We start from the raw sequence: 26,439 nt of genomic DNA on the forward strand, positions 1-26,439 counted from the left end.
AAAGAAAAGTAGGTGCCGCCCCGCACAGGGGCGACGCGTGAAGTACGCTAACAATGCGCGGATGCCAGCGAAGACGCAAATAGCGAATGCCAGCGAAGACGCAAATGGCGGACACCAGCGCAAAGCCCAGAACATCAACGAGCAACGCTCAAAGCACAAAGCCAAACCGTCGTCCCAACACAAACCCGGGGCACACGGGGCCAAGCCCCGCCCCCACTTACCGTTTCAATTTAGCAAAAGCCGCGGCCATAGCATTAACCGGCTCGGGCCCGCGCCCGCGTTGCTGCGAACGCCCCGCACCCGCGCCCGCGCCCGACCCGGCCCCCGAACGCCCACCCGAGCGCTCCTGCGGCGCCCCCGCAGCAACATCATCATCCATCCGCATGGTCAACGAAATCCGCTGACGCTTGACGTCGACCTCCAGCACTTTCACCTTGACGATCTGCCCGGCCTTCACGACTTCATGCGGGTCCTTGATGAATTTCGTCGACATCGCCGACACATGCACAAGCCCATCCTGATGCACGCCGATATCGACAAACGCACCAAACGCAGCCACGTTGGTCACGACACCTTCGAGCACCATCCCCGGCGACAAGTCGGAAATCTTCTCCACGCCTTCGCGGAAAGTCGCCGTCTTGAACTCGGGACGCGGATCGCGCCCTGGCTTTTCAAGTTCCGAAAGAATGTCCCGCACAGTCGGCAGCCCGAAACGATCGTCCACGAACTCGGCAGGTGACAGCCGCGACAACGCATCGCGATTACCCAGCACATCACCGATGCTCCTGCTGATCTTCGCCAGCATCCGTTCAACGACGGGATACGCTTCCGGGTGCACCGACGAGCGGTCGAGCGGATTCTCGCCACCATTGATACGCAAGAAACCCGCAGCCTGCTCGAACGTCTTGTCGCCGAGACGCGGCACCTTGCGCAGATGGTCACGCGTCGGGAACGGACCGTTCGCATCGCGATAATCGACGATATTGCGCGCGAGCGTCGCGTTCAGGCCGGACACGCGCGCGAGCAACGCAACGGAAGCCGTGTTCGCGTCCACGCCGACAGCATTCACGCAGTCTTCGACGACGGCATCGAGCGAACGCGCGAGATCGCGCTGATTCACGTCATGCTGATACTGCCCGACGCCAATCGCCTTCGGCTCGATCTTCACGAGTTCGGCGAGCGGGTCCTGCAGGCGGCGCGCGATCGACACCGCGCCGCGCAGCGACACATCCATATCCGGGAATTCCTTGGCCGCGAGTTCCGATGCCGAGTACACGGAAGCGCCCGCTTCCGACACGACGATCTTCTGCAACTTCAGTTCCGGATGACGCGCCATCAATTCGCTGGCGAGCTTGTCCGTTTCGCGCGACGCCGTGCCGTTACCGATACTCACCAGTTCCGCCTGCGTCTGCGCGGCGATGCGCGCGAGCTTCGCGATCGAACCGTCCCAGTCACGGCGCGGCTCGTGCGGATAAATCGTATCCGTGGCGAGCACCTTGCCCGTGCGGTCGACGACGGCCACCTTCACGCCCGTGCGCAGACCCGGATCGAGGCCGATCACGGCCTTCGGGCCCGCCGGAGCGGCCAGCAGCAGATCCTTCAGATTGCGCGCGAACACCCGGATCGCTTCGCTTTCGGCTTCTTCGCGCAGATTCGTCAACAGTTCGTTTTCGATGTGCGGCTGCACCTTCACGCGCCAGCACCAGCGGCACACATCCGACAGCCACTTGTCCGCCGGCCGCCCCTGATTCGCAATGCCGAAGTGGCGCGCGATCATCGCCTCGCCGGGATGCGGCACCTGTGCGTCGAGTTCCTCGCCGAGTCCCAGCTTGATCATCAGCACGCCTGCATTGCGGCCGCGGAACAGGGCGAGCGCGCGGTGCGACGGCACGGTGCGGATCGTTTCCGAATACTCGTAGTAGTCGCGGAATTTCTCGCCTTCTTCTCCTTCCTTGCCTTCGACCACCGCCGAGCTCACGACGCCCTGATTGAACAGGTAGTCGCGCAGCTTGCCGAGCACTTCGGCCGTCTCGCCGAACTGCTCGGAGAGAATGTCGCGCGCGCCGTCGAGCGCGGCCTTCACGTCCGCGACGCCTTTCTCGGCATCGACGTATTGCGCGGCTTCCGTCTGCGGATCGAGCAGCGGGTTCGCGAGCAGGGCGTCGGCGAGCGGCTGCAGGCCGGCTTCGCGGGCGATCTGCGCGCGCGTGCGGCGCTTCGGTTTGTACGGCAGATAGAGGTCTTCGAGAACCTGCTTGCTGTCGGCGCCTTCGATCGCGGCGCGCAGTTCGTCGCTGAGCTTGCCTTGCTCGTCGATGCTGGCGATGATCGCGGCGCGCCGGTCTTCCAGCTCGCGCAGATAGAGCAGGCGTTCTTCGAGCGTGCGCAATTGCGTGTCGTCGAGATTGCCGGTGACTTCCTTCCGGTACCGGGCGATAAACGGAACAGTCGCTCCTTCATCGAGTAGTTCCACCGCGGCCGCGACCTGGCGCGGCTGGACGGTGAGTTCGGTGGCGATGCGCTGTACGATCTTGATTGCTACGGTGTCCGTCATAGGGTCTTGATGTTCCTGCCGGATTCGACTGTGGCCGTGCTGCGCGAAACACGCGGCGGCCGGGTTGCGGAAAAGTCGTCAAAGCTCGTGAAAGCTTGCTGAAGCGGGGCATTTTGCCATAAATGCCCGAGCGCTCAAGCTCGGGGTGATAGAATTTCGGGCATGTTCCGCTGCCCATCTACGACGTTGCCGACCTCACGCCTCACGTCCGGAAATCTGCCCGGATCTTCACGCCGGTCTCCGCTCGCATCGCCCGTCTTCAGGCCCGAGGCCGCGTCCGTTGCCTTTTGGTTTGCGGGGTCTGTCCGCCGGTTCGCGCTCGCCGCGTCGCTGGCGTTCGTTGCGAGCGCGGCGCTTGTGCCCGCGTTCGCCGCGGCGCAGGAAAATGCCGGGGCGGCATCGTCGGCCGCTTCGACTTCGGATGCGGCTTCTGGCGTACCGGCCGCGAATGATTTTGACGCGCGTCAAAAGACGCTCGATTCCCGCACGGCGGAGAACGACTACCGTTACGGCGTCGCCCAGCACAACTGTTATAGCAAGTTTTTCGTCAATCACTGCCTGAACAAGGCGCGTGAAGACATGCGCGTCGTCGCCGCCGACATTCGCAAGGAGCAACTCGCGCTCGACGACGAAAAGCGCGTCGAGCATGCGCGGCAACGCGACGAGCAGGCAGCCATCAAGCGCGCGCAATACGAAGCCGACGCGCCCGCGCGCGCCGCACAGGACGAGCGCAACGCGCAGGCGTACGAAGACAAGCAGCGTCAGCATCAGTTGAGTCAGGCGCAGCGCGCCGCGGAAGCGCCGCAGCGCGCCGCGAACGAGCAGGCGTTCCAGCAGAAGCAGCAACAGCACGCCATCGACCAGGCGCAGCGCGGCATTTCGCCTTCGCAAGCGGCCGCGAACCAGAAGGCCTACGATGCGAAGCAGGCCGACTTCCAGCGCAAGCTCGACGAGGCGCACCAGCAGGCCGCTCAGAAAGCTCAGGAGCGCACCGAGAAGCAGCAGCGTTTCCAGCAGAAGCAGTCGGAAGCGGCGCAGCATAAGGCCGACGTCGAAGCGCGTCAGAAGCAGGCGGCCGATAAGGCCAGGCAGAAGCAGGAAGAGCAGGCGAAGCAGCAACAGCAGCTCGAGCAGCAACAAAAGCAGCAACAGCAGCAGTGAGCATCAATCAGCAACAGCCGTAACGCGTTTCAGGCCGGACAGCAACCTCGAGCGGAGCGACCGCACAGCGCGGCCTTCGCCCTTTCGAAAGAGGAGGCGAGCATGCGCGACCATCATCGCGTCGTCAATTCGGACACACTGCGCGACCGCATTCTGCAACTGGAATCGGAGCATAGTGGACTTGATCGGTTGATCGACAGAATGTCCGAGGAACCCGGCATCGACGACCTCGAGATCCAGCGCCTGAAAAAGCGCAAGCTCAAGGTCAAGGACACCATCATCTTGCTGCAATTGCAGCTTGAACCGGAAGCACGCAACTGACGCAGCGGCCAGCCAGGCGCCGGCCCCGTTCAGCCTGTGGCGCGCCGGACTTTGCAGGAATCGCTTGCCTTGAATTCATCGCTTCAATCTTCTTCCGCTGCGTCGGCGGGTGCTACGGACGCCGCCGCGACGCTCGCCGACGACCGGGCGGCAAAGCCCGCGTCGGGTGGCGGCGCGCTGGCCGCGTCGCTGAGTCACAAGCGATCATCCGAACTCGCCGACATCTTCGCCGCCGACGGGCTGCTCGCGCGCCAGATAGAGGGCTACCGGCCGCGCGCGTCGCAGATCGAGATGGCGCGCGCCGTGGCCGCCGCGATGGAAGCATCGGGTCGCGCGATGCCGGAGCCCGCGATGTTCGAGGCGCAAAAGCGTCCGGCGCGGCGTTTGCAGCAATCGGCATCGGCGGCGCAGTCCGAATCTGAAGACGCAGCGACCGCAGACAGCAATTCCGAAGGCGGCGAGAACACGCTGATCGTCGAAGCAGGCACGGGTACGGGCAAGACCTACGCGTACCTCGTGCCGGCCATGCTGTGGGGCGGCAAGGTGGTCGTCTCGACGGGCACCAAGCACTTGCAGGACCAGCTCTTCCAGCGCGACATTCCGACCGTGCGCGACGCACTCGCGGTACCTGTGTCCGTGGCGATGCTCAAGGGCCGCGCGAACTATCTGTGTCACTACTATCTGCAACGCACGGCCGACAATGGCCGCCTGCCGTCGCGGCAGGAAACGTCGTATCTGCAGGACATCATCCGTTTCGCGAAGATCACGCGCACGGGCGACAAGGCCGAGCTTGCAAGCGTGCCGGAGACGGCAGCCGTGTGGTCGATGGTGACGTCGACGCGCGACAACTGCCTCGGTCAGGAATGTCCGCACTACAAGGACTGCTTCGTGATGCAGGCGCGCCGCGAGGCGCAGCAGGCCGATATCGTGGTGGTCAATCACCACCTGTTCTTCGCCGACATCATGCTGCGCGACACGGGCATGGCCGAGCTGTTGCCGACGGCGAACACCGTGATTTTCGACGAAGCGCATCAACTGCCCGAAACCGCGACGCTGTTTTTCGGCGAGACGCTGTCGACCACGCAGTTTCTCGAACTCGCGCGCGATTCGGTCGCGGAAGGCCTCGGCCACGCGCGCGATGCAGTCGATTGGGTGAAGCTCGGCGCAGCGCTCGAACGCTCGGCGCGCGACGTGCGGCTCGCATTCAAGGAAGATTCGGTGCGGCTGTCGATTGGCCAGTTACCCGACGACCATCCGCTGTTCCCCGCGCTCGAAGCCGTCGAAACCGAACTCGATGCGCTCGCAAGCGCGCTCGCTGGACAGTCGGAGCGTGCCGAGTCGCTGGCTGCGCTGGTCCGGCGCGCGCGCGAGTTGCAGGAGGTGCTGTCGGGCTGGACCACGCCGCCCACGGAAACCGAACGCGACGCGGCAAGCGATGCCGCGAAAGCAGCGGAGAAAAGCGATCCGAACGAGAAGGTCCGCTGGATCGAAGTGTTCTCGCATACCGTGCAACTCCATGAGACGCCGCTATCCGTCGCGCCTATTTTCGCGAAGCAGCGCGCGGGCGTGCCGCGTGCGTGGGTCTTCACGTCGGCGACGTTGTCGGTGCGTGGGGACTTCGCGCACTATGCAGCGCAGATGGGCCTCAATTCGCGTCGCTCGATGACACTGCCCAGCCCGTTCGACTACGGCACGCAGGGCCTGCTTTACGTGCCGCGCAATCTGCCGCAGCCGTCGTCGCCGGCGTTCACCGATGCCGTATTCGATGCCGCGCTGCCTGCGATCGAAGCATCGGGCGGCGGTGTGTTCATGCTGTGCACGACGCTTCGCGCCGTCGATCGCATCGCCAACAAGCTGCGCGACGTGATCGAGTCGCGTGGCTGGAACATGCCGTTACTCGTGCAGGGCGATGCGAGCCGTACTGAACTGCTCGACCGGTTCCGCTCGTATGGCAACGCGATTCTCGTCGGCAGCCAGAGTTTCTGGGAAGGCGTCGATGTGCGCGGCGATGCGCTGTCGCTCGTCGTCATCGACAAGCTGCCGTTCGCACCGCCCGACGACCCCGTGCTGTCCGCGCGGCTCGATGCGCTGACGAAGAAGGGCTTGAGTCCGTTTGCCGTGCATCAGCTGCCGCAGGCGGTCATTACGCTGAAGCAGGGCGCAGGACGTCTGATTCGCTCGGAGACCGATCGCGGCGTGCTGATGATCTGCGACACGCGACTCGTCGACAAACCGTATGGGCGCCGGATATGGCAGAGCCTGCCGCCATTCAAGCGCACGCGTGAAATCGACGTGGTGCGCGAGTTCTTCGAAGAGAAAGCGCAAGCTTGAGAAAGACGCCCGCTACAGCTACATCGACAACACAGGCTTGCGATGCAGCGGGCAAATCATTCTGTTTTTAAGGCCGGACTACATGGTGTGGCTTAACGACATGAATTGACCAAAATGCATCGAATACATGCAAGCCGAATAATCGCGATTAATAACAGCGCATAAAGCAAAACGCCACGAGTTTGAACTCGTGGCGTTTTGCTTTTTGCCCGGGAAGCCCTCGGACTTCCCGTTGCAGTTTTCGCCCGGAGGGCGAACCCTGTGCTACAGCTTACTGGCTTGCGCCCGAAGCCGGAGCAGCTGCCGACGCAGCAGCGTCCGAAGCAGCAGCGCCTGCGTCCGAAGCAGCCGTCGTAGCCGAAGCAGCAGCGTCGCTCGCAGCAGCAGCAGCGCCCGAAGCAGCAGCAGCCGAATCCGAAGCAGCAGCAGCCGGTGCCGAAGCGGCAGCAGCGTCGCTAGCCGGGGCAGCTGCCTGGTCGCTGCTCTTGTTGCATGCAGCCAGTGCCACAGCTGCCAACAGGGATGCTACGAGGAGGGATTTCTTCATGATCACGTCCTTTTATGGTTAAAGGTAAGCAACAGCGCAAAATAATACCGGTAATGTGCTCCAACACCGACCTGGGCCGCTGGTGGAGACCGCACTTCATGAGCGTGAATCTTCCCTACGGCTTGGGCGGAAATTATATGCACTTTCGTATCGACCGTCGACAAATCCGGGGCCAATACGTTGTCTTTCTCAGACAATTTTTCGCTATACGGTATGACAGCGGAGCGAATCTTATCTCAGTTCACCCATCTGTATCCAGCCCGCACGATACCACTCGTGAAGTAGTGCTGTCACCGACGATTGCCCCGAGAGTGTTACAAAGCGTTTCGCACTCAGATAGCGGTTGTCGGCGAGTTCAATCACCGCGTTTTTTACTCCCGACAGCCTGCTTTCTTCTCCATTCAGGTAGTAAGCACGACTGTCGTAAAGCAGCACAGTCTTGCGATCCAGGCGCACGCCTTCGTTGCTTGCGCGCTTGACGAAACGCGCTTCATCGAGCGGTCGCGCGGGCGGATCGAACACGACGCTTGGCTTCGGCTCGCTCAGATACGTACCGAGGAACGACGACACGTCCTTCTCGGTCCAGTCGATCTTAGCAAGGATCGCGCCCACCCGGTCGACGAGCGCGGCGGGCAGTGCCGCGGGCGTCGCGACGGCCGGCTGCTGCGGATCGCGATAGAGCGCAGCGCCTTCCGGCGAGCCGGCCGCTTCGCCGCGCTCCGCAAGGTAATACAGGAACTGCGCGGCGAGTTCGGCCGTCGACGGTGCGCGAAAGCCGATCGAGCACGTCATGCATTCACCTTCGGCCACGCCGTCGTGGGCGATGTGGGGCGGCAGGTAGAGCATGTCGCCCGGCTCCAGTACCCATTCCTCTTCTGGCTCGAAGCGTTGTAGAACTTTCAGGGGCAGGCCGGGCTGCAACGACAGATCGCGTTGCGCGCCGATGCGCCAGCGACGCTTGCCATGAACCTGCAACAGGAAGACATCGTAAGAGTCGAAGTGAGGACCGACGCCGCCGCCGTCGGTCGCGTACGAGATCATCAGATCGTCGAGACGCGCGTCGGGCACAAAGCGAAAACGGTCAAGTAGTGCGCGCGCGCGGTCGTTATGCAGATCGACGCCTTGCACGAGCAAGGTCCACGCACGCTGCTTGACGGAAGGCAATTCGTCTGCAGCAAATGGACCATGTTCGAGCTGCCATTTTTTGCGGAAGTACGTGATGAGGCGCGACTCGACTTCGTCCTGATCGGCCAGTTCGAACAGTTCGTCGCGCGTGAGCGGCGCGGCGATATCCGGGATGGCCTGGCGGATCAGCAACGGTTTTTTCTGCCAGTAGCGCCGCATGAATTGCGAGGGCGTCAGATTGCCCAGCAACGACGCGGGCTGATCGGGCGCAGGCGCGGAAGAAGCGGAGACGGGAGTCGAAGAGGAACGCGCTGCAGCTTTGCCAGCGGTGTAGTCAGGGGGCCGCACGGGCATCGTATAATGTGAGTCGTAATCTGGAGAATCGAATGAAAATCGCAAAGAACACCGTCGTATCGGTCGCTTACAAACTGTCGGATGCGCAAGACAATCTGATTGAGGAAAGCGACGAGCCGATGGTTTATCTGCACGGCGGCTATGATGGCACGTTCCCCAAGATCGAGGAAGAGCTTGACGGCCATGAGCCCGGCTTCGAAACCCAGATCCAGCTGGAACCGGGCGACGCGTTCGGCGAATATGATCCTGAACTCGTGAAGATCGAGCCGCGCAGCCGTTTCCCCGAGCCGCTCGAAGTCGGCATGCAGTTCGAAGGCACGCCGGAAGAGGGTGACGAAGACCTGGACTCGCTGATCTACACGGTCACCGACGTAGCCGAAGACAAGGTCGTGCTCGACGGCAATCACCCGCTCGCGGGCATGGCGCTGCGTTTCAGCCTGACCGTGAAGGACGTGCGCGAAGCGACGGAAGACGAAATCCAGCACGAGCATGCACACGGTGCGAGCGGCCTCGAAATCGTCGACGAAGACGATGATGAAGACGACGGCGACGACGCCGAACCGTCCCGGCCCACGCTGCACTGAGCTTGCAGGGTGTCGGCGCCCGGGTCGAGGGCGGGCGGCGAAGCAGTTCACGAAACGGGCGCGTAAGCGCCCGTTGTCGCATCTGCGGTGCCGCAGCGCCGTACCGTGGTATCTGATGCCGTTGCCCTAATCCGGCGGCGTCGTGCGCGACGGTTCGGGCAGGATGGGCGGCAGCTCGGAAGCGGGTGCGGAGTCGGGCACGGCGGGCATCGACGGTGGCATCGGCGGTACGGCGTTTTCGTTGTGCGACGGCATGGTGGGCGCCGCGGGCAGCGGCAGATTCTTCGGCACATCCCGCACGGTCACGCGAAACGGCGGCCGCTTCTGCAGATCGACATCGATCTGTATCCACTGGTTCTGAGGGCTGCGCGGCGCGAATGCGATACGCGTCAGATTCGTCACCAGATCGCCCTTATCGTTGCGCAGCGGCTGGTCGATCATGAAGCCGGTATGCGATCTGTCGTCATCCTGATGAATCACGACGACCGGGCCGCGAAACGTCTCGGCCAGCTTCACCAGACTGCGCTTGAATTCCATGAATCCATCGCGCTTCGAGCGATGCCCGAAGCGCAGCCACGCGAAGCGCTCGGGGCGCTCGTAACGCTCGGGATCGAAGTCGCCCTGAACCAGCACGACGATTGCACGCGCGCCGCGGCGCTTTGCGTACTCGGCGGCGTGATCGAGCCAGAACGCATTCGCGATCACACGGTCTTCGAACTCGCCGTTGCGCCCGCCCGCATACAGAAAATGATTGTTCGGGCCCGGCACGTTCAGTCCGACGAACACCGTATCGCCAACGAGCCAGCGCACATTCTCGCGATACGGCCGAAACCGCGACACTTCGCTTTCGCGAGCGAGCGGAATCGGATTTTGTCCCATCGACGATGCATCGGCGAACAGCGTCTGCCGCAGCAGATCGAGCCGCTCGACGGGATCGTAGCCGCCTGCCTCGGCGGTGCCGCAATCGGTCCAGTCGTGCTGGCCGGGAATGAAGACGAGCGCGGGCTTCGAAGTTTCGAGCAGGGTATGGCGCGTCTCGAACAGCGAATCGCGGCAGGCTTCCTTGCTGCTTTTCAGGTTGCCGTCATAGACGATGAACGACACGTCGGAATCGCGCCCGATCGCGTCGAGCAGCCGCTGCGTGAGCGCTTCGTCGGCGGGACTTTGCAGCGTGCCGCCGATGACCGCGAACGCGTAAGGCGGCGCGGGTTCCCTGGCGAACGACACGCGCGCGGGCGCCGCGAGCGAGAGCGCGACCGCGTGCGCGACCACCAACGCGATCGCGCGCGCTGCGTTGCGCGAGCGGCGGCGAAGGCGGGGCGGCGCGTGGCGATCGCGCGCGTCAGTGTCGCGCATCTGGCGACTTGGCCAGTTCATGCAGTTCGAACAGCAGGTCGAGCGCGTCGCGCGGGCGCAGGTCGTTCGGGTCGATCTCGCGCAGGCGTTCGACGAGCGCCTGCGTGGCGGGATCGATTGCCGGCGCGGGCGGCTCGTCGTCGGCATCTTCGAGCACCGCAAGGGGCGCCGCGAACAGATCGAGTTGCGGCGCGGGCTGCGCCGCCGACTGCTGCTCCAGATAGGCGAGGTGCTTGCGCGCCGCGCGAATCACCGCGTTCGGCACGCCCGCCAGTTGCGCGACCTGCAGGCCGTAGCTCTGGTTAGCGGGACCTTCGTTGACGGCGTGCAGGAACACGATGCCGTGCCCATGCTCAACTGCCGACAGATGCACGTTCGCCGCATGGGGAAATTCGGCAGGCAATTGCGTCAGTTCGAAATAGTGCGTTGCGAACAGCGTGTGGCAGTTGTTGTGCGCAAGCAGATGCCGCGCGATCGCCCACGCAAGCGCAAGGCCGTCGAAGGTCGACGTGCCGCGCCCGATTTCGTCCATCAGCACGAGGCTTTGCGGCGTTGCGTCGTTCAGGATGGCGGCGGCTTCCGTCATCTCAACCATGAAGGTGGAGCGGCCGCCCGCCAGGTCGTCGGCTGCGCCGATGCGCGTGAAAATGCGGTCGATCGGACCAAACGACGCGTGCCGCGCAGGCACGTAGCTGCCCACGTAGGCCATCAGCGCGATCAACGCGGTCTGACGCATGAACGTCGATTTACCGCCCATGTTCGGGCCGGTGATCAACAGCAGCTTGCGTTCGGCGTTGAGCACGCAGTCGTTGGCGATGAACTGCTCGACCTGCGCTTCGACCACGGGGTGCCGGCCCTGTTCGATATCGATACCGCCCGTCGGCGTGAAGCTCGGCGCAACCCAGTCGAGCGCGCGGGCGCGCTCGGCGAAGGCGGCCAGCAGATCGAGCTCGGCGAGCGCCAACGCAACGCGCTGGCAGTCGGCGATAAACGGCAGCAACGATTGCAGCAGCGCGTCGTACAGCGCTTTCTCACGCGACAGTGCGCGTTCCTGCGCGGACAGCGCCTTGTCCTCGAAGGTTTTCAGCTCGGGCGTAATGTAGCGCTCGGCGTTCTTCAGCGTCTGACGGCGGCGATAGTCGTCGGGCACCTTGTCCGTCTGGCCGCGCGTCACTTCGATATAGAAGCCATGCACCTTGTTGTATTCGACGCGCAGATTGCCGATGCCCGTGCGCGCACGTTCGCGCGTTTCGAGATCGATCAGGAACTGTCCGCAGTTCTCCGAAATATCTCGTAGTTCATCGAGTTCCGCATCGTAACCGCGTGCGATCACGCCGCCGTCGCGCACCATCGCAGCGGGTTCTTGCGCGACTGCGCGCTTCAGCAGGTCAACGCAGTCGGCGGGCGGCACCAGCGCCGTATCGATGCGCGCGAGCGAATCGGCAGCGGCCGTCACGGCGGCGAGTTGCGCGCGCAGTTCGGGCAGCGCGATGAACGTGTCGCGCAGGCTCGACAGATCGCGCGGACGTGCCGACAGCAACGCGAGCCGCCCGGTGATCCGTTCGATATCCGAGATTTGCCGCAGCGCGCTGCGCAGCCCGTCGAGGCTGGCTTGAGGCGGCGCGTCGAGCAGTGCGCCGATCGCCTGCTGACGGGCCTGCGCGAACGACGCGTCGCGCGGCGGGTGGTGCAGCCAGTGACGCAGCAGACGGCTGCCCATGGTCGTGCAGCAGGTATCGAGCAGCGAGCAGAGCGTGGGCGAATCCGTGCCGCGCAGTGTTTCCGTCAGTTCGAGATTGCGGCGCGTGGACGGATCGAGGCCGATGTATTCCGATTCGTATTCGACTTTCAGGCTGCGCACATGGCGCAACTGCTGGCCCTGGGTCGCCGCCGCGTACAGCAGCAGCGCGCCCGCCGCGCCGCACGCGCTCGACAGCGAATGCGCGCCGAAGCCGTCGAGGCCCGCCACTTCCAGTTGATCGCACAGCCGCTGCGTGCCCGAGGCGACGTCGAAGTGCCAGACGGGCACGCGCGTCGTCGCGCCGAAACCGGTGGGCACTGTCCACGCGTTCGCATCGTTTGACGACGGCGCGTCGGCAACGAGAATTTCAGCAGGGCGGATGCGTTCGAGGGCGGCCGCGACCTGATCGGGCGCGACTTCCGCGAGGCGCAGCGCGCCGCTTGCCAGATTGAGCCATGCAAGGCCGATCGTGGTCACGACGCCGCGCCGGTTGTGCCCTGCGCACGCGGCAAGCAGATACGTGTCGTTCTTGTCGGACAGCAGGGCGGCGTCCGTCAGCGTGCCAGGCGTCACCACGCGCACGACCTTGCGCTCGACGGGGCCCTTCGAGGTCGCGGGATCGCCGATCTGCTCGCAGATCGCGACCGATTCTCCGAGCTTGACGAGCTTCGCCAGATACTGTTCGACGGCGTGATGCGGCACGCCCGCCATCTTGATCGGATTGCCGCCCGACGCGCCGCGCTGCGTGAGCGTCAGATCGAGCAGGCGCGCGGCCTTTTCGGCGTCGTCGAAGAACAGTTCATAGAAGTCGCCCATCCGGTAGAACACGAGCGTGCCCGGATGCTCCCCTTTAATGCGCAAATACTGCTGCATCATGGGGGTGTGTTGCGCGTTGTCGCTTGCGGCTGCGGTTTGAGTGCCCATCCTCGTGTCTTTCTTGCGTGACTGTTCAGGGCGTGAGTTTAACCCGCCGACGCGCCGAGCGAACCTGGCCGGATGGCCAGGTTGCCGTCGCCTTACAGACGCGCGTACGCTTCGTTCATTCTTCGATCAGCGCGCGCATGTCGACCTTGTGCGCGTTCGCGGCGCTGCGCCGCTGCGCAAGCCACATCATGCCCGTGATGAACACGCCGAACACGGTGATGATCCACTGCACGGGCATCTTCGCCGTCAGCAGGATTGCGTACGCGCCGAGCATCAGCAGCACGGCGAGATTCTGGTTGAAGTTCTGCACGGCGATCGAGTGGCCGGCAGTGAGGAGGGTTGCGCCGCGATGCTGGAGAATCGCGTTCATGGGCACGATGAAAAAGCCTGACAGCGCGCCGAGCAGCACCATCAGCGGATACGCGAAGATGATGTACGCGGGCGCAAAGAGTTCACCGACGCGCAGACCCGCGCCGGGCGGAAACAGGTTCTTGTTGTAGAAGGCCATCGCGACGGTCACGGCACCCATGATCAGACCGACGGGCAACACTTTGAGCGACGCGCGCAACGGAATCCACGCGGCGGCGGCGGCGGCACCCACGGCGATGCCAAGGCCGGCCACACCCTGCATGACGGCCGCTTTCGACAGCGACAGCCCGAGATTCGCGTCGGCCCATTTGAGCACCAGCAGTTGCAGCGTGACCGCGCCGCCCCACAGCAGCGTCGTGACCCACAGCGCGATCTGCGCGAGACGGTCGGCCCACAGCACGTTGAAGCAGCGCACGAATTCGCCGACCAGTTCGCCCGGCTCCGTCAACCGGTTCGGATAGCGCGCGCCCGTGTCGGGAATGCCGACATTGAGCGCGGCCGCGATCGCATAGGTGATCATCACGGCGAGCATTGCGAGGTCGGCGGCGGAATGGATCAGCGGCCAATGCGCGTGCTGCACGAAACGCGACGCGTAAGTGCTGATCAGCGCGCCGCCCAGCATCGTGCCGACGATGGTCGACAGCACGGTCGCCGATTCGAGCCACGCATTCGCGGCGACGAGCCGGTCGGCGGGCAGCAGTTCGGTGAGAATGCCGTACTTCGCGGGCGAGTACGCGGCTGCGCCGAAGCCGACCACGCCGTACGCGATCATCGGATGCACGCCGCCGATCATCAGCAGGCAGCCGCACGCCTTCAGCGCGTTCGAGATGAACATCACGTGGCGCTTTTGCAGCGCGTCGGCGAATGCGCCGACGAACGGCGCGAGCAGCACGTAGGAAATCGTGAAGAAGATCTGCAGCAGCGGCGTGATCCACGCAGCCGAACGGATCTCGGTGAGCAGCGCAATGGCCGCGATCAGCAGCGCGTTATCGGCGAGCGACGACACGAACTGCGCCGCGATGATCGTGTAGAAACCTTTCTTCATGGTCCCGATTGAAACACAGCGCCCGCAATTTTGCCGTGGATGTGATGCGGGTGTGCCGATGAGGTGCGCGATGTATCGCGAGTCGCGAGCCCAAAAAGAAAAAAGCGGCCGAGGCCGCTTTCAACCGCACGCAGCGTCTTAAGCTGCCTGCTCTTTCGTCTTGGTGTAACGCGACAGAATCGGAATCATCTGCGCATACACCTTCGGGTTGCCGGCGACGATCTCATGCAGATGCAGGAAGTCCGAGTCGCCCGTGTAATTGCCGACCAGGCCGCCCGCTTCCGTGACGAGCAGACTGCCCGCCGCCATGTCCCACGCGCTGATGCCTTGCTCGAAGAAACCGTCGAGGCGTCCCGCCGCGACGTTCGCCAGATCGAGCGCTGCGGCGCCCGGGCGGCGCAGGCCCGCGCAAGCCTTCGTCATGTCGGCGAAGAGCTGCGTGTACGCTTCGAGCGTGTCTTTTTCGCGGAACGGGAAGCCCGTGCCGATCAGGCTGTCGGCGAGCCGGTCGCGGCGGCCGACGCGGATGCGCCGGTCGTTCAGATACGCGCCGCGGCCGCGCGAGGCCGTGAACAGGTCGTTGCGCGTCGGGTCGTAGACGACTGCCTGCGTGATGATGCCCTTGTGCGCAAGCGCGATCGACACGCAGTAATACTGGAAGCCGTGGATGAAGTTCGTGGTGCCGTCGAGGGGATCGATGATCCACTGGAATTCGGACTCGTTGCCCGATTCGCCGGACTCTTCGGCGAGGATTGCGTGATCGGGGTAGGCGGTGGTCAGCGTTTCGATGATGGCGGCTTCGGACGCCTTGTCGACCTCCGTGACGAAATCGTTGTGCTGCTTCTTGCTGACCTGCACGAGGTCGAGATCGAGCGACGCGCGGTTGATGATCTGCCCGGCGCGGCGAGCGGCCTTGACAGCGATATTGAGCATGGGATGCATGAGTCTGGATCCTTGTGCCGGACGCGCGCGGCGGCTGCCCGGTGTTGAGCTGAAAATAAGCTGTTAATCATGCGAAACGGGCGCCCGACACGATTGAGTCGAAATCTGGCAGCACATTCCGTCGACGGAGACAAATTGAAGAAGAGCGGTGCGCCGTGACCGATGTCCCCGTGAGAGACAATGTGGCACGGCGCGAATATCGGGATTTTACCTGAGTCTCGCCGTTTCGAGGCGGTTGGGGCGGACCCGCGCGCAGGCAACCGGGCCTATGACGTTCGCCCGGTACGGCATCGGCCGGTCGGCAGATGGAAAGAGGCGGCGGGTTGGCGCTAACATTACTGTTTCCTCGTTTCCAAAGCTCATCGTGGTTCAAACGCCTGCTTCGCCTTCCTCCAGTATCGCTTCCGACAGTTCCAGCATCGGCGGCGGTTTCACGTCGACGCGTTTCGTGCTCGTCGAGCCGAGTCATCCCGGCAACGTCGGCGCGGCGGCGCGCGCGTTGAAGACCATGGGCTTTTCACGGCTCGTTCTCGTGTCGCCGCGCGTTGCGGACGTGAAAAACGACCCCGAGGCGATCGCGATGGCCTCCGGCGCGGACGACGTGCTCGCGTCCGCCCATGTCGTGCCGACGCTCGCCGATGCGCTGTCGGGCGCGCACTGGTCGTTGGCGCTGACGGCGCGCGCGCGCGAATACGGGCCGCCCCAGCTCGCGCCGCGCGCGGCCGCGACCCAGGCGCGCGAACACGCCGTGCATGGCGATATCGCGCTGGTGTTCGGCAACGAGCGCACGGGGCTGTCCAACGAGGACGTCGAGCGGTGCAGCGCGCTCGCCCATATTCCCGCCAATCCTGCGTACAGCTCGCTGAATCTGTCGCAGGCCATTCAGGTCCTGTCGTACGAACTGCGCATGGCCTATCTGGTCGACAGCGACGGATCGGAGCCGGTGGCGGGCGGCGCGGGCACGCTCGCCGCGAGCGACGAGATCGAGCGCATGTACGTGCACCTCGAAAACGCGCTGATCGCGCTCGACTTTCTCGATCCCGGCAACCCGAAAAAACTGATGTCGCGCTTGCGGCGGCTCTTCGCGCGTTCGGGTCTGGAGCGTGAAGAGGTCAACATCGTGCGTGGAATCGCGAAGCACATTCTGCTGAAGGCGAAAGGGCGCGACGGCGACGAGCGTTGAGCGGCGCGCGCGTCTCATGCCGGGCGCAGCCGCGTGCGCGGCGGCCTTCGCTTTCCGCGAAAGCGCAAACCTTGTCGTCCGCGTGGGCTTCCGGCAGGTTCCGCGCATTCGCCCTACAATGGCCCGAAACGTCATAAGCAAAGCTCGCCGGCTGGAATGCACATGATTGCGCCCGTAACCGCGGACGCGACAGCGCACGCACCGGCGGCCCGCTCCCCGCGCAATGCGCGGCGGCGATCAATCCCTACGACAGCCTCACTGCCATGTTCACGAGACTCCGCGAAGACATCGCCACGATCCGCGAGCGCGATCCCGCCGCCCGCAGCGCCTGGGAAGTCCTCACGTGTTACCCGGGCCTGCACGCGCTGATATTCCACCGCGTCGCGCATGCCTGCTGGCGCGCCAACCGCCGCTGGATCGCGCGTTTCGTGTCGCAGTTCGGCCGGTTCATGACCGGGATCGAGATTCACCCGGGCGCGACAGTCGGGCGGCGTGTATTCATCGACCACGGCATGGGCGTCGTGATCGGCGAGACGGCGGAAATCGGCGACGACTGCACGATCTATCAGGGCGTCACGCTAGGCGGCACGTCGCTCACGCGCGGCGCGAAACGCCATCCAACGCTGGAGCGCGGCGTGATCGTCGGCGCGGGTGCAAAGGTGCTCGGCGGCTTCACGATTGGCGCGGACGCGAAGATCGGCTCGAACGCGGTCGTCGTGAAGCCGGTGCCGGCAGGCGGCACGGCCGTCGGCAATCCGGCGCGCGTGATCATGCCGGCGACGGCGTCGGTGACGTCGGCTCCCGCATCCGCGGGTGCCGACGGGAAGGCGACGACGGCTCGCCCGGGGTTCTGCGCGTACGGCATCACACCGAACGCCGACGATCCCGTCTCGCTTGCCATTCATGGGCTGGTCAATCACGCGTCGACGCAATCGCAGCGCATCGACGAAGTCGTCGCGGCGCTCGAGCGGCTCGGCGCCAGCCTTGAAGCGCTGCATGGCGCGGACGCGGCATTGCTCGATCTGCGCCGTCTGTCGGCGGCGATCGAGGGGAAGGTCGAGGAAACGGCGCGCTGAGCGGCGCCAGATCGAAGGGTGCGGGGACGAAAGAGAGTGAAAACGACTACTTGTCCAGCCGCAGCGCCTTGATCCCTTCGGAATCGATGCGTACATAACCGCCGCGACGCTCGCCGTGGTCGAGATCCCAGTCGGGCAACACCCAGCGCATACCGCCTTTTTCATGATGCAGCGCTGGCCTGTGGGTATGGCCGTGAATGATGGTGGCCGTCTTCGTCTTCTTGAAGAGCGCGGCGATGCCTTCCGACGTCACGTCGTAACGCGGCGATACGGGGCGCTGGCGTCCCGCTTCACTCGACCTGCGCATTTTTTCCGCCAGAGCCTTACGCCAGCGATACGGCCACACAAGAAACAGCCACTGCGCGAAATGGTTGCGCGCGAAGCCGCGAAAGCGCTGATATTTGCGGTCCGACGTGCATTGCGCGTCGCCGTGGGTGAGCGCGATTTTCGTGCCGAACGCGGTGATGACGAACGGATCGGGCAGCCAGATGGCACCCGCCGCTTTCATGAAGCGCTTGCCCAGAAGGAAGTCGCGATTGCCGTGCATGATGTAGAGCGCGATGCCGCGCTCCGAGAGCGTGTGCATCAGCGCAGCCATGCGGGCGGGAAAAGGTTCGGCGAGCATGTCGTCGCCGATCCAGTATTCGAACAGGTCGCCGAGAATAAAAACGGAATCCGCATGCTCGGCCGTCACGCGGATGAAATGCTCGAACGCGTGGACCGTCTGTGGGATCGCCTCGCTCAGATGCAGGTCGGCGATAAAGAAAAACGGGCGCGCCGCGTGCGGGCGTTTGCCCTCGCCAGGCACGCCCGCAGCGACGCTTCGCAGCGGCGTCTCTTGCAGCATGGAAGTGTGCTTCTCTAGTTGCTCAGCGCTTCTTAAAGAATAGGCTGTTCGTATGAGTAATTCTCTTACTCGACGACAACGGCCTTTTCAATGATCACGTCGTCGACGGGCACGTCCTGGTGGAAGCCCTTCGAGCCCGTCTTCACCTTGCGGATCGCGTCGACGACTTCGAGGCCTTCGACGACCTTGCCGAACACCGCGTAGCCCCAGCCTTGCGGCGTCGGCGACGAGTGGTTCAGGAAGTCGTTGTCATTGACGTTGATGAAGAACTGAGCCGTCGCCGAGTGCGGGTCGTTCGTGCGCGCCATCGCGATCGAACCCTTCACGTTCTTCAGACCGTTGTTCGCTTCGTTGGCGATCGGCGTGCTGGTCGGCTTCTGCGTCATGCCGGGCTCGAAACCGCCGCCCTGGATCATGAAGCCGTCGATCACGCGATGGAACACCGTGTTGTCGTAGTGGCCGGCCTTCACGTAGGCGAGGAAGTTTTCAACCGACTTCGGCGCCTTCTCTGCGTCCAGTTCCAGCTTGATGACGCCGTGGTTCGTGTGCAGTTCAACCATGATGATTTCCTTTGGGTCTAGGTGAGTGGAGGGCGCGGTGCATCGCCGTCTGTGCGGCCATCGGCCTGCGCCCGTGGCATGGTTAGTTCCGGTGCCGCGCTGGCGCCGTGCATCGAGTTGCCGGCGGCGTGCGCGTCACCCTGTTTGCAAATGCTTTGTTTGCCCGTGTGCTACCGAGCGCCTTCTCGCGGTCCGCAGGGCCGCTTCATTGCCAAATTCTGTTCCTGGCTTACTTGCCGGGTTACTTACCGACGATTGTCGCCGACTGGAGCACGATCTGCTTTTGCGGCACATCGCTCATCGGGCCGCGCGAGGTGGTCGGCGTGCCCTCGATCTTCTTCACGACGTCCATGCCCGACGTGACCTTGCCGAACACCGCGTAGCCGTTGCCGTCCGGATTCGGATAGTCGAGGCCCGCATTGTCGACCGTGTTGATGAAGAACTGCGCGGTGGCCGAATTCGGGTCGCTCGTGCGTGCCATCGCGATCGTGCCCGTCATGTTCTTCAGGCCGTTGCGGCTTTCGAGCGGAATCGGCGCGCGCGTCGGTTTTTCCGCGTAGCTCGTCGTGTAGCCGCCGCCCTGGACCATGAAGCCGGGAATCACGCGATGGAAGATCGTCCCGTTATATTGACCGGATTTCACGTAGTCGAGGAAATTGGCAACCGTCTTTGGCGCTTTCTCAGGATACAACTCGACGCGGATATCGCCTTCCGACGTCTTCAAGAGAACGGACGGATGCGCAGCCTGTGATCCGTTTTGCGCAAAAGCCGGTGCGTTCGCGATCAGGGCGGCGCTGCCGAGCGCCAACATCAACCATTTCATGTAAATCCTCGGGGTGAAAACAGGGTGAACTCAGATGAAAGACGTCGACAGGCGCGCTGCCTGAAGGCATGCGTGCCGGCGCTCACTGCGATGGTGCAACGTACGGCGGCGTCGCGAGCGAACCGTTCGGGCCGCCGAACGTGAAACCGGGCGTCTCGGTAACGTTCTGCATGGCGCGATTCGTGTAGCCGGTATCAGCCGGCTGGCTGGTCTTCGTCACGGGCGTCTTGCGCGGCGTGACGATTTTCTCGATGTCGGCGATACGCTGCGTTGTCGTGCCGTTGCCTGCGCCCAGACTTTGTGCGCGGCGATACGCCTGATCCGCCATACGCAGATAGAGGTCGCCGAGATTCTCGTACGCGAGGCCGTAGCCGGGGCTCGCCTTGACGGCCGTTTCCAGCGCGGCGCGCGCTTCCGTATAGCGGCCCTGCTTCGCGTAGAGCGCAGCGAGGTTGTTGTACGGTTCGGGCAGTTCGGGGAATGTCTCGGTGAGTTCAGTGAATGCGGCGATCGCTTCGTCGTCGCGGTTCAGACGCGCAAGCACGGTGGCGCGCTTGAACTTGGCTTGCGCGTCGCGCGGATTCGTCGCGATGCGCGCATCGAGCTGCGTGAGCGCGGCCGTCCAGTTTTTCTGCTGGATCGACGCGTCGGCGTCGGGTGTCGCGTCGCGCACGGCCGGACCGTGTGCGACGGTCGGCGTTTTCTGCGCGAAGGCGGGCGCGGCAGGCAGGACCATGAGGGCGAGGCCGCAGCAGGTCGCGCCCGCTGCCGTGCTCAGCGCCGCGAGCAAACCCGGACGGGCACCCGCACGGAACGAGATGCCGGAAATCGGGCGTAGCGTCGAGCGGAGCGCCGTCGCGAAGAGGGGCGTGGCGCCTCGCGCGCGGCCGCTGGAGTGTTTCATAGGCTCAGGTCGGGATGTTATACTCCGACCCATTCTAACAAAAGGTCTGCGCGTTCCGTCGAACCACAGACTGTCTTTTCGCCACTCGTGGTCGTCTCCGCCTTGACGTCAGCCTGATCCCGCGCCGTTGCGCGACGGCTGTCAGTCATGCCGCACCGCCCGTGTTCGTACAGCATGCAGTTGCATGATTGCTTCGGGCGCGGTATGAACGAAGACCAAGCGGATTTCTTTCGGCCCACGCATCGTCTCTATGGAATCTCTGCGCATTTACAACACGCTCGCGCGTGACAAGCAAAATTTCGTGCCGCTTCATGAAGGCGAAGTGCGTATGTATGTCTGCGGGATGACGGTGTACGACTACTGTCACGTGGGCCATGCGCGGGTGATGGTCGTATTCGACATCGTGCAGCGCTGGCTGCGCACGCTCGGCTACAAGGTCACCTACGTGCGCAATATCACCGACATCGAGGACAAGATCATTCGTCGCGCAGTCGAGAACGGCGAGTCGATCCGCGCGCTGACGGACCGCTTCATCGCGGCGCTGCACGAGGATGCGGACGCGCTCGGTATCGAGCGGCCCGATCTCGAGCCGCGCGCGACGGACTTCATTCCGCAGATGCTCGGCATGATCGAGAAGCTCGAGCAGAACGGCTACGCGTATCAGGCCGCGGACGGCGACGTGAACTACGCGGTGCGCAAGTTCGCGAACTATGGCGCGCTGTCGGGCAAGTCGCTCGAGGACCTGCGCGCGGGCGAGCGCGTCGCCGCCAACGACGCGAAGCAGGACCCGCTCGACTTCGTGCTGTGGAAGCAGTCGAAGCCCGACGAGCCCGCCGACACCGGTTGGGATTCGAAGTACGGGCGCGGCCGTCCCGGCTGGCACATCGAGTGCTCGGCGATGGGCTGCACGCTGCTCGGCGAACATTTCGACATTCATGGCGGCGGCCAGGACCTGCAGTTTCCGCACCACGAAAACGAAATCGCGCAAAGTGAAGGCGCGACACATCAAACCTTCGTCAATTACTGGATGCACAACGGCTACGTGCAGATCGACAATGAGAAGATGTCGAAGTCGCTCGGCAACTTCTTCACGATCCGCGAGGTGCTCGCGAAGTACGATGCCGAAGTCGTGCGGTTCTTCATTGCGCGCGCGCATTACCGCTCGCCGCTGAACTACAGCGACACGCATCTCGACGACGCGCGCAGCGCGCTTGCGCGTCTGTATACCGCGCTGAAGGACACGCCGCCGGAAGCGGGCGAGATCGACTGGAACGAAGCGCACGCGCAGCGTTTTCGCGCGGCGATGAACGACGACTTCAATACGCCTGTTGCCGTGTCGGTGCTGTTCGAGCTGGCGAGCGAAGTGAACCGCACGCGTGATGCCGCGCTGGCCCGTCAGTTGCACGGTCTGGCGCTGGTGCTCGGATTGCTCAGGCGCGAACCGCGCGCCTATTTGCAGCAGGCGGCGGGCAGCGAAAGCGAGGGTGCGCTCGATGTCGCAGCGATCGAATCGAAGATCGCCGCGCGCGTCGCCGCAAAGCAGGCAAAGGACTACGCCGAGGCAGACCGGATCCGCAAGGAATTGCTGGATGCCGGTGTTGCGCTCGAAGACAAACCGGGCGGGTTGACCGAGTGGCGGCGCGTTTGAGCGCACCTCGCACTTCCCACTGATCGACTCGCCAGGCAGGAGGCAGGATGGCAACGGCCACGAAGACGCCGGCTAAACGGGCCACGTCTCAATCAAACGCGGCAGCTAAGGTAAAGGTAGTACGGGCGCGAAGCGGCGCAGCGAAGGTGGCGGTGAAATCGGCGTCGGCGAAAGGCGCCAAGGCGGGTTTGCATGGCCCGCGCAAGACGACGGGTTCGCACGGCGCGCTGGCAAAGCAGGCGTCGTCCCGACACCTGCCCAACGGCGCGGACCTGCCCGAAGCAACCGCTGTGAAGCCGTCGCGCGCGCGGGCCGCGCACGCGAAGGGCAACGGCTCGCTGCCAGCGGAACTCGCAGGCGATCTGCAGGATCTCGCGCACGAAACCCGCGAGGGCGAAACGGTGCGCAAGCTGCGCGCGGCCGTGCCGTCGGCGGAAAGCGAACAGGCTGTGCAGGGCGACCCGCAGTCGTCCGTCGTCACGCGTCCGGCGTATTGGGACAAGGCCTGTGCCGATCTCGTCAAGCGCGACCGCATTCTGAAGAAGCTGATCCCGAAGTTCGGCCCCGTGCATCTGTCGAGCCGCGCCGATCCGTTCGTCACGCTCGCGCGCTCGGTGATCGGCCAGCAGATTTCCGTCGCGTCCGCGCAGTCGATGTGGCAGCGCATCGTTGCCGCCTGTCCGAAGCTCGTGCCGCAACAGATCATCAAGCTCGGCCAGGACAATCTGATGAGCTGCGGCGTCTCGAAGCGCAAGGCCGAGTACATTCTCGATCTCGCGCATCACTTCGTCTCGGGTGCATTGCACGTCGGCAAGTGGACGTCGATGGAAGACGAGGACGTGATCGCCGAACTGACGCAGATTCGCGGCATCAGCCGCTGGACGGCCGAAATGTTCCTGATTTTCGATCTGTCGCGTCCGGACGTGCTGCCGCTCGACGACCCGAATCTGATCCACGCGATCAGCCAGAACTATTTCAGCGGTGAGCCGGTGACGCGCAGCGAAGCGCGTGAAGTCGCCGCGAACTGGGAGCCGTGGCGCACCGTCGCGACCTGGTACATGTGGCGCAGCCTCGATCCCGCGCCGGCCGGCGGCTGAAGCGAAGCATTGAAGCAAGAAGGCAAAAACCGTCGGAATCTATCGATTTGGTAAAATTGATAGATTCGAGACGGTTTTGACATGGGCGCGCGCGGTTAGAATACGCGCTGCCGGTAAGTCGAAGGATTAAAAACCAATGAAGACCACCTTTCTGGATTTCGAGCAGCCGATCGCGGAGCTCGAAGCGAAAATCGAAGAATTGCGCTTCGTGCAGGACGATTCGGCCGTCGATATTTCGGAAGAGATCGAGCGGCTGTCGAAGAAAAGCCAGCAGCTCACGAAAGATCTGTATACCAACCTGACGCCATGGCAGGTTTCGCAGATTGCGCGTCATCCGCAGCGTCCGTACACGCAGGACTACATCAACGAACTGTTCACCGATTTCCACGAACTGCATGGCGACCGCTCGTATGCGGACGACCTGTCGATCGTCGGCGGCCTCGCGCGTTTCAACGGCCAGCCGTGCATGGTGATCGGTCATCAGAAGGGCCGCGACACGAAAGAGCGCGCGCTGCGCAATTTCGGCATGCCGCGCCCCGAAGGCTATCGCAAGGCTGAACGTCTGATGCGTCTCGCCGAGAAGTTCGGCCTGCCGCTCTTCACGTTCATCGACACGCCGGGCGCGTATCCCGGCATCGGCGCGGAAGAACGCGGCCAGTCCGAAGCGATCGGCCGCAATCTGTATGTGATGGCCGAATTGAAGACGCCCATCATCTCGACGATCATCGGCGAAGGCGGTTCGGGCGGCGCATTGGCCGTCGCCGTCGCGGATAGCGTGCTGATGCTGCAGTTCTCGACGTACTCGGTGATCTCGCCGGAAGGCTGCGCGTCGATTCTGTGGAAGAGCGCCGCGAAAGCGCCGGAAGCGGCGGAAGCGCTGGGCTTGACTGCACATCGGCTGAAGGCGCTGAACCTGATCGACAAGATCGTGAATGAGCCGCTCGGCGGCGCGCATCGCGATCCGAAGGGCATGGCGGCGTTGCTGCGCCGCGCGCTCGCCGATTCGCTGCGCCAGTTCCAGGGCATGAGCACGAACGATCTGCGTCAACGCCGCTTTGAACGCCTGATGGCCTACGGCAAGTTCAAGGAAACGACGCCGGGCGCGTAAGCCTTGCGTTCTCTTTCGAAGGCGCCTTGCGTACCGCAAGCGCCGTCACACCGTGACTCCCTCCGCTGACACGCCCGCCGACCGCCTCGTTCTCGATGCGGTCGGCGTTGCGTTTGCTGCCTTGCCCGACGATGCGCGCATCGCGATTGCGTTTAGCGGCGGCGTCGATTCGACGGTGCTGCTCGACGCCGCAGTGCGTGTCGCTGGTGCGTCGCGCTGCCTCGCGTTTCATGTTCATCACGGTCTGAGCGCCAATGCCGACGCATGGCTTGCCCATTGCGACGCGTTTGCGCGCGAACGCAGTGTCGAGTTTGCGTCGCTTCATGTCGACGTATCACGCGCGAGCGGTCTGAGCCTCGAAGCCACGGCGCGCGACGCGCGCTATCGTGCGCTCGATGCGCTTTGCGCGCAGCATGACGTGCGCACGCTGTGGCTCGCGCAGCATGCCGACGATCAGGCGGAGACCGTGCTGCTGCAACTGCTGCGCGGAGCAGGGCTTGCGGGGCTGGCGGCGATGGCGCCGGAATATCTGCCGTCCCGCGCGTCCGTTCCAAGGGTGCGTCCGCTGCTGCATCTGCTGCGCGCGCAACTGGAGCAATACGCACACGCGCGCGATCTGCGCTGGATCGACGACGAGTCGAACACCGACACGCGCTACGCGCGAAACGCGCTGCGTCACGATGTGCTGCCGTCGCTCGCCGTCCATTTTCCGGGCTTCCGCGATGCGCTCGCCCGCACGGCGGCGCACGCGGCTTCGGCGCAGCGCCTGCTCGACGAGCTTGCGCGCATCGATCTGCAAACGGCTCGTGGCGAAGAAGAGGGCGCATTGTCGCGCGACGCGCTGCTCGCGCTCGACGACGATCGCGCGGCGAATCTGCTGCGTTACTGGATGCGCATGCTCGGCTTGCCCGCTGCATCGACTGCGCGTCTGACGGATGCGCTGCGGCAGTTGCGCGCGATCGGCGATGCACACAGCTTGCGAGTCGATCACGCCGGCCAGGCATTGCGCAGCTATCGCGGGCAGGTCTATTGGGAAGCGGGCGACAGCGCCGATCCCGCCGACGAAACGGCACTCGTCGAACGCGCCGAAAGCGTTCTCGTATGGCAAGGGCAAAGCGTGTGGCGTTTGCCGCAGTGGCGCGGCACGTTTGTGTTCGGCGATGCGAGCGCCGATTCGCCCGACGCGATTCCCGCCGATGCGCTCACACGCGCGCCGCTCATTGCGCGCTCGCGCCGCGGCGGCGAACGGCTGCGCTGCGTCGCGAACGGCCCGAGCCGCACGTTGAAGAATCTGTTTCAGGAGCGCGGCGTGCCGTCGTGGAAGCGCGACGTGCCGTTGCTTTTCGCCGGTGATGCACTGCTGTTCGTGCCGCTGATCGGCGTCAACCGCGCCGCGCGCTTCGACCCGGCTCAGCCTGCGGGCGCGCGTTACATCCGGATCGACTGGCGCGAGGATCTGACGCTCGCGTAACGCTCGCGTTAGGCGCGCATTCCGTTTGACGGACCTTCGCGTCGCCCGCGGCCGACGCCCGACCGGCCGGACGGACATTGTCATGCGCGCGCAACAATCGCCGCAAATCCTTCTACGACAAGCATTTGCAACGGCCTTTGCCCGGATTGCGGCTTGTCTTTTTATTGCCGATCAGGTAGGGTAACTTGTTTGCCCGACTCGCTTTTTGTCGTGTTACCTGGCTGTTCTTACGCGGACGTCCGGGGCGCGCTCCAAGCCGTTAGCCACCCCGTTAGCGTCCGTCAGCCCTGTTTACCGGCAGGTTTCGGCAGGGCCGGAAAAAGCAAACCCGGCAAATCCGCGCGTACCCTACGCACGCTGCATCTGCG

General features: G+C 64.1%; 21 protein-coding genes. 10 read left to right on the forward strand and 11 right to left on the reverse strand.

The window, feature by feature from the left end; all coding sequences use genetic code 11:
* Positions 1-217: 217 nt before the first annotated feature.
* A complete protein-coding gene (locus tag KFO72_RS10205) occupies positions 218-2,554 on the reverse strand; it encodes a Tex family protein (RefSeq protein ID WP_176956753.1) in 2,337 nt (778 codons plus the stop codon).
* A 162-nt stretch (positions 2,555-2,716) separates the two neighbouring features.
* On the opposite strand from KFO72_RS10205, the gene KFO72_RS10210 reads away from it, so the two are divergent.
* From KFO72_RS10210 to KFO72_RS10220, 3 genes are all read left to right on the forward strand, one after another.
* Entirely contained in the window at positions 2,717-3,715 is a 999-nt protein-coding gene (locus KFO72_RS10210; RefSeq protein WP_225031986.1) for a colicin transporter, read from the forward strand.
* A 102-nt stretch (positions 3,716-3,817) separates the two neighbouring features.
* Positions 3,818-4,036, forward strand: a complete 219-nt coding sequence (locus KFO72_RS10215) for a DUF465 domain-containing protein (protein WP_035990715.1) — start codon at positions 3,818-3,820, stop codon at positions 4,034-4,036.
* A 69-nt stretch (positions 4,037-4,105) separates the two neighbouring features.
* Positions 4,106-6,367: an ATP-dependent DNA helicase gene (locus tag KFO72_RS10220; RefSeq protein ID WP_225031987.1), complete on the forward strand. Its 2,262-nt coding sequence runs from the start codon at positions 4,106-4,108 to the stop codon at positions 6,365-6,367.
* Positions 6,368-6,638: 271 nt separating this feature from the next.
* Here KFO72_RS10220 and KFO72_RS10225 read toward each other — a convergent pair whose 3' ends face one another.
* Together KFO72_RS10225 and KFO72_RS10230 are read right to left on the reverse strand one after the other, a co-directional pair.
* Positions 6,639-6,914: a hypothetical protein gene (locus tag KFO72_RS10225; RefSeq protein ID WP_079482153.1), complete on the reverse strand. Its 276-nt coding sequence runs from the start codon at positions 6,912-6,914 to the stop codon at positions 6,639-6,641.
* Positions 6,915-7,145: 231 nt separating this feature from the next.
* Positions 7,146-8,393, reverse strand: a complete 1,248-nt coding sequence (locus tag KFO72_RS10230) for a cupin domain-containing protein (protein WP_225031988.1) — start codon at positions 8,391-8,393, stop codon at positions 7,146-7,148.
* 32 nt (positions 8,394-8,425) lie between these two features.
* Between KFO72_RS10230 and KFO72_RS10235 the strand changes: the two genes are divergently transcribed.
* Positions 8,426-8,977 (forward strand): FKBP-type peptidyl-prolyl cis-trans isomerase, encoded by a 552-nt coding sequence (locus tag KFO72_RS10235; protein ID WP_054934423.1) that lies wholly within the window; start codon positions 8,426-8,428, stop codon positions 8,975-8,977.
* 126 nt (positions 8,978-9,103) lie between these two features.
* Here the strand turns inward: KFO72_RS10235 and KFO72_RS10240 are convergent, their stop codons facing one another.
* From KFO72_RS10240 to KFO72_RS10255, 4 genes are all read right to left on the reverse strand, one after another.
* Positions 9,104-10,333 (reverse strand): hypothetical protein, encoded by a 1,230-nt coding sequence (locus KFO72_RS10240; RefSeq protein ID WP_054934424.1) that lies wholly within the window; start codon positions 10,331-10,333, stop codon positions 9,104-9,106.
* Complete coding sequence (mutS, locus tag KFO72_RS10245; protein ID WP_225031989.1) at positions 10,320-12,998, reverse strand: DNA mismatch repair protein MutS; 2,679 nt, start codon at positions 12,996-12,998, stop codon at positions 10,320-10,322. The genes KFO72_RS10240 and mutS overlap by 14 nt, the downstream gene beginning before the upstream one ends.
* Before the next feature lie 115 nt (positions 12,999-13,113).
* On the reverse strand, positions 13,114-14,412 hold the full coding sequence (gene lplT / locus KFO72_RS10250; protein WP_060601339.1) for a lysophospholipid transporter LplT: 1,299 nt from the start codon (positions 14,410-14,412) through the stop codon (positions 13,114-13,116).
* Positions 14,413-14,550: 138 nt separating this feature from the next.
* A complete protein-coding gene (locus tag KFO72_RS10255; protein ID WP_054934426.1) occupies positions 14,551-15,354 on the reverse strand; it encodes an inositol monophosphatase family protein in 804 nt (267 codons plus the stop codon).
* Between the two features lie 364 nt (positions 15,355-15,718).
* Here KFO72_RS10255 and KFO72_RS10260 point away from each other — a divergent pair, with 364 nt between their 5' ends.
* A complete protein-coding gene (locus KFO72_RS10260; protein WP_176052555.1) occupies positions 15,719-16,537 on the forward strand; it encodes an RNA methyltransferase in 819 nt (272 codons plus the stop codon).
* A 263-nt stretch (positions 16,538-16,800) separates the two neighbouring features.
* The gene (gene cysE / locus KFO72_RS10265; protein WP_054934427.1) at positions 16,801-17,613 is read left to right on the forward strand and encodes a serine O-acetyltransferase; all 813 of its coding nucleotides are present in this window, start codon (positions 16,801-16,803) and stop codon (positions 17,611-17,613) included.
* Between the two features lie 46 nt (positions 17,614-17,659).
* Here cysE and KFO72_RS10270 read toward each other — a convergent pair whose 3' ends face one another.
* The 4 genes from KFO72_RS10270 to KFO72_RS10285 form a co-directional block, all read right to left on the reverse strand.
* On the reverse strand, positions 17,660-18,460 hold the full coding sequence (locus tag KFO72_RS10270; protein ID WP_035990733.1) for a UDP-2,3-diacylglucosamine diphosphatase: 801 nt from the start codon (positions 18,458-18,460) through the stop codon (positions 17,660-17,662).
* Positions 18,461-18,525: 65 nt separating this feature from the next.
* Complete coding sequence (locus tag KFO72_RS10275; RefSeq protein ID WP_035990735.1) at positions 18,526-19,020, reverse strand: peptidylprolyl isomerase; 495 nt, start codon at positions 19,018-19,020, stop codon at positions 18,526-18,528.
* 241 nt (positions 19,021-19,261) lie between these two features.
* Positions 19,262-19,843: a peptidylprolyl isomerase gene (locus KFO72_RS10280; RefSeq protein WP_035990737.1), complete on the reverse strand. Its 582-nt coding sequence runs from the start codon at positions 19,841-19,843 to the stop codon at positions 19,262-19,264.
* 82 nt (positions 19,844-19,925) lie between these two features.
* Positions 19,926-20,747: a tetratricopeptide repeat protein gene (locus tag KFO72_RS10285; RefSeq protein WP_107203904.1), complete on the reverse strand. Its 822-nt coding sequence runs from the start codon at positions 20,745-20,747 to the stop codon at positions 19,926-19,928.
* Between the two features lie 250 nt (positions 20,748-20,997).
* On the opposite strand from KFO72_RS10285, the gene cysS reads away from it, so the two are divergent.
* From cysS to tilS, 4 genes are all read left to right on the forward strand, one after another.
* Entirely contained in the window at positions 20,998-22,395 is a 1,398-nt protein-coding gene (gene cysS / locus KFO72_RS10290; protein WP_054934429.1) for a cysteine--tRNA ligase, read from the forward strand.
* A gap of 47 nt (positions 22,396-22,442) precedes the next feature.
* A complete protein-coding gene (locus tag KFO72_RS10295; RefSeq protein WP_224100945.1) occupies positions 22,443-23,492 on the forward strand; it encodes a DNA-3-methyladenine glycosylase family protein in 1,050 nt (349 codons plus the stop codon).
* Between the two features lie 136 nt (positions 23,493-23,628).
* Positions 23,629-24,600 carry an acetyl-CoA carboxylase carboxyltransferase subunit alpha gene (locus KFO72_RS10300; RefSeq protein WP_054934431.1) on the forward strand — a complete coding sequence of 324 codons (972 nt, stop codon included), beginning with the start codon at positions 23,629-23,631 and terminating at the stop codon, positions 24,598-24,600.
* A gap of 52 nt (positions 24,601-24,652) precedes the next feature.
* Positions 24,653-26,071 carry a tRNA lysidine(34) synthetase TilS gene (gene tilS, locus KFO72_RS10305; RefSeq protein ID WP_225031990.1) on the forward strand — a complete coding sequence of 473 codons (1,419 nt, stop codon included), beginning with the start codon at positions 24,653-24,655 and terminating at the stop codon, positions 26,069-26,071.
* Positions 26,072-26,439 lie beyond the last annotated feature (368 nt).

The organism is Paraburkholderia sp. XV (genome assembly GCF_020177535.1).
GTDB lineage: Bacteria > Pseudomonadota > Gammaproteobacteria > Burkholderiales > Burkholderiaceae > Paraburkholderia > Paraburkholderia caribensis.

Excerpts from the sequence above, each read along its gene's own strand:
- KFO72_RS10205 (WP_176956753.1), bottom strand. The coding sequence starts at position 2,554 with ATGACGGACACCGTAGCAATCAAGATCGTACAGCGCATCGCCACCGAA.
- KFO72_RS10210 (WP_225031986.1), top strand. The coding sequence starts at position 2,717 with ATGTTCCGCTGCCCATCTACGACGTTGCCGACCTCACGCCTCACGTCC.
- KFO72_RS10215 (WP_035990715.1), top strand. The coding sequence starts at position 3,818 with ATGCGCGACCATCATCGCGTCGTCAATTCGGACACACTGCGCGACCGC.
- KFO72_RS10225 (WP_079482153.1), bottom strand. The coding sequence starts at position 6,914 with ATGAAGAAATCCCTCCTCGTAGCATCCCTGTTGGCAGCTGTGGCACTG.
- KFO72_RS10230 (WP_225031988.1), bottom strand. The coding sequence starts at position 8,393 with ATGCCCGTGCGGCCCCCTGACTACACCGCTGGCAAAGCTGCAGCGCGT.
- KFO72_RS10235 (WP_054934423.1), top strand. The coding sequence starts at position 8,426 with ATGAAAATCGCAAAGAACACCGTCGTATCGGTCGCTTACAAACTGTCG.
- KFO72_RS10240 (WP_054934424.1), bottom strand. The coding sequence starts at position 10,333 with ATGCGCGACACTGACGCGCGCGATCGCCACGCGCCGCCCCGCCTTCGC.
- mutS (WP_225031989.1), bottom strand. The coding sequence starts at position 12,998 with ATGGGCACTCAAACCGCAGCCGCAAGCGACAACGCGCAACACACCCCC.
- lplT (WP_060601339.1), bottom strand. The coding sequence starts at position 14,412 with ATGAAGAAAGGTTTCTACACGATCATCGCGGCGCAGTTCGTGTCGTCG.
- KFO72_RS10255 (WP_054934426.1), bottom strand. The coding sequence starts at position 15,354 with ATGCATCCCATGCTCAATATCGCTGTCAAGGCCGCTCGCCGCGCCGGG.
- cysE (WP_054934427.1), top strand. The coding sequence starts at position 16,801 with ATGTTCACGAGACTCCGCGAAGACATCGCCACGATCCGCGAGCGCGAT.
- KFO72_RS10270 (WP_035990733.1), bottom strand. The coding sequence starts at position 18,460 with ATGCTGCAAGAGACGCCGCTGCGAAGCGTCGCTGCGGGCGTGCCTGGC.
- KFO72_RS10275 (WP_035990735.1), bottom strand. The coding sequence starts at position 19,020 with ATGGTTGAACTGCACACGAACCACGGCGTCATCAAGCTGGAACTGGAC.
- KFO72_RS10280 (WP_035990737.1), bottom strand. The coding sequence starts at position 19,843 with ATGAAATGGTTGATGTTGGCGCTCGGCAGCGCCGCCCTGATCGCGAAC.
- KFO72_RS10285 (WP_107203904.1), bottom strand. The coding sequence starts at position 20,747 with ATGAAACACTCCAGCGGCCGCGCGCGAGGCGCCACGCCCCTCTTCGCG.
- cysS (WP_054934429.1), top strand. The coding sequence starts at position 20,998 with ATGGAATCTCTGCGCATTTACAACACGCTCGCGCGTGACAAGCAAAAT.
- KFO72_RS10295 (WP_224100945.1), top strand. The coding sequence starts at position 22,443 with ATGGCAACGGCCACGAAGACGCCGGCTAAACGGGCCACGTCTCAATCA.
- KFO72_RS10300 (WP_054934431.1), top strand. The coding sequence starts at position 23,629 with ATGAAGACCACCTTTCTGGATTTCGAGCAGCCGATCGCGGAGCTCGAA.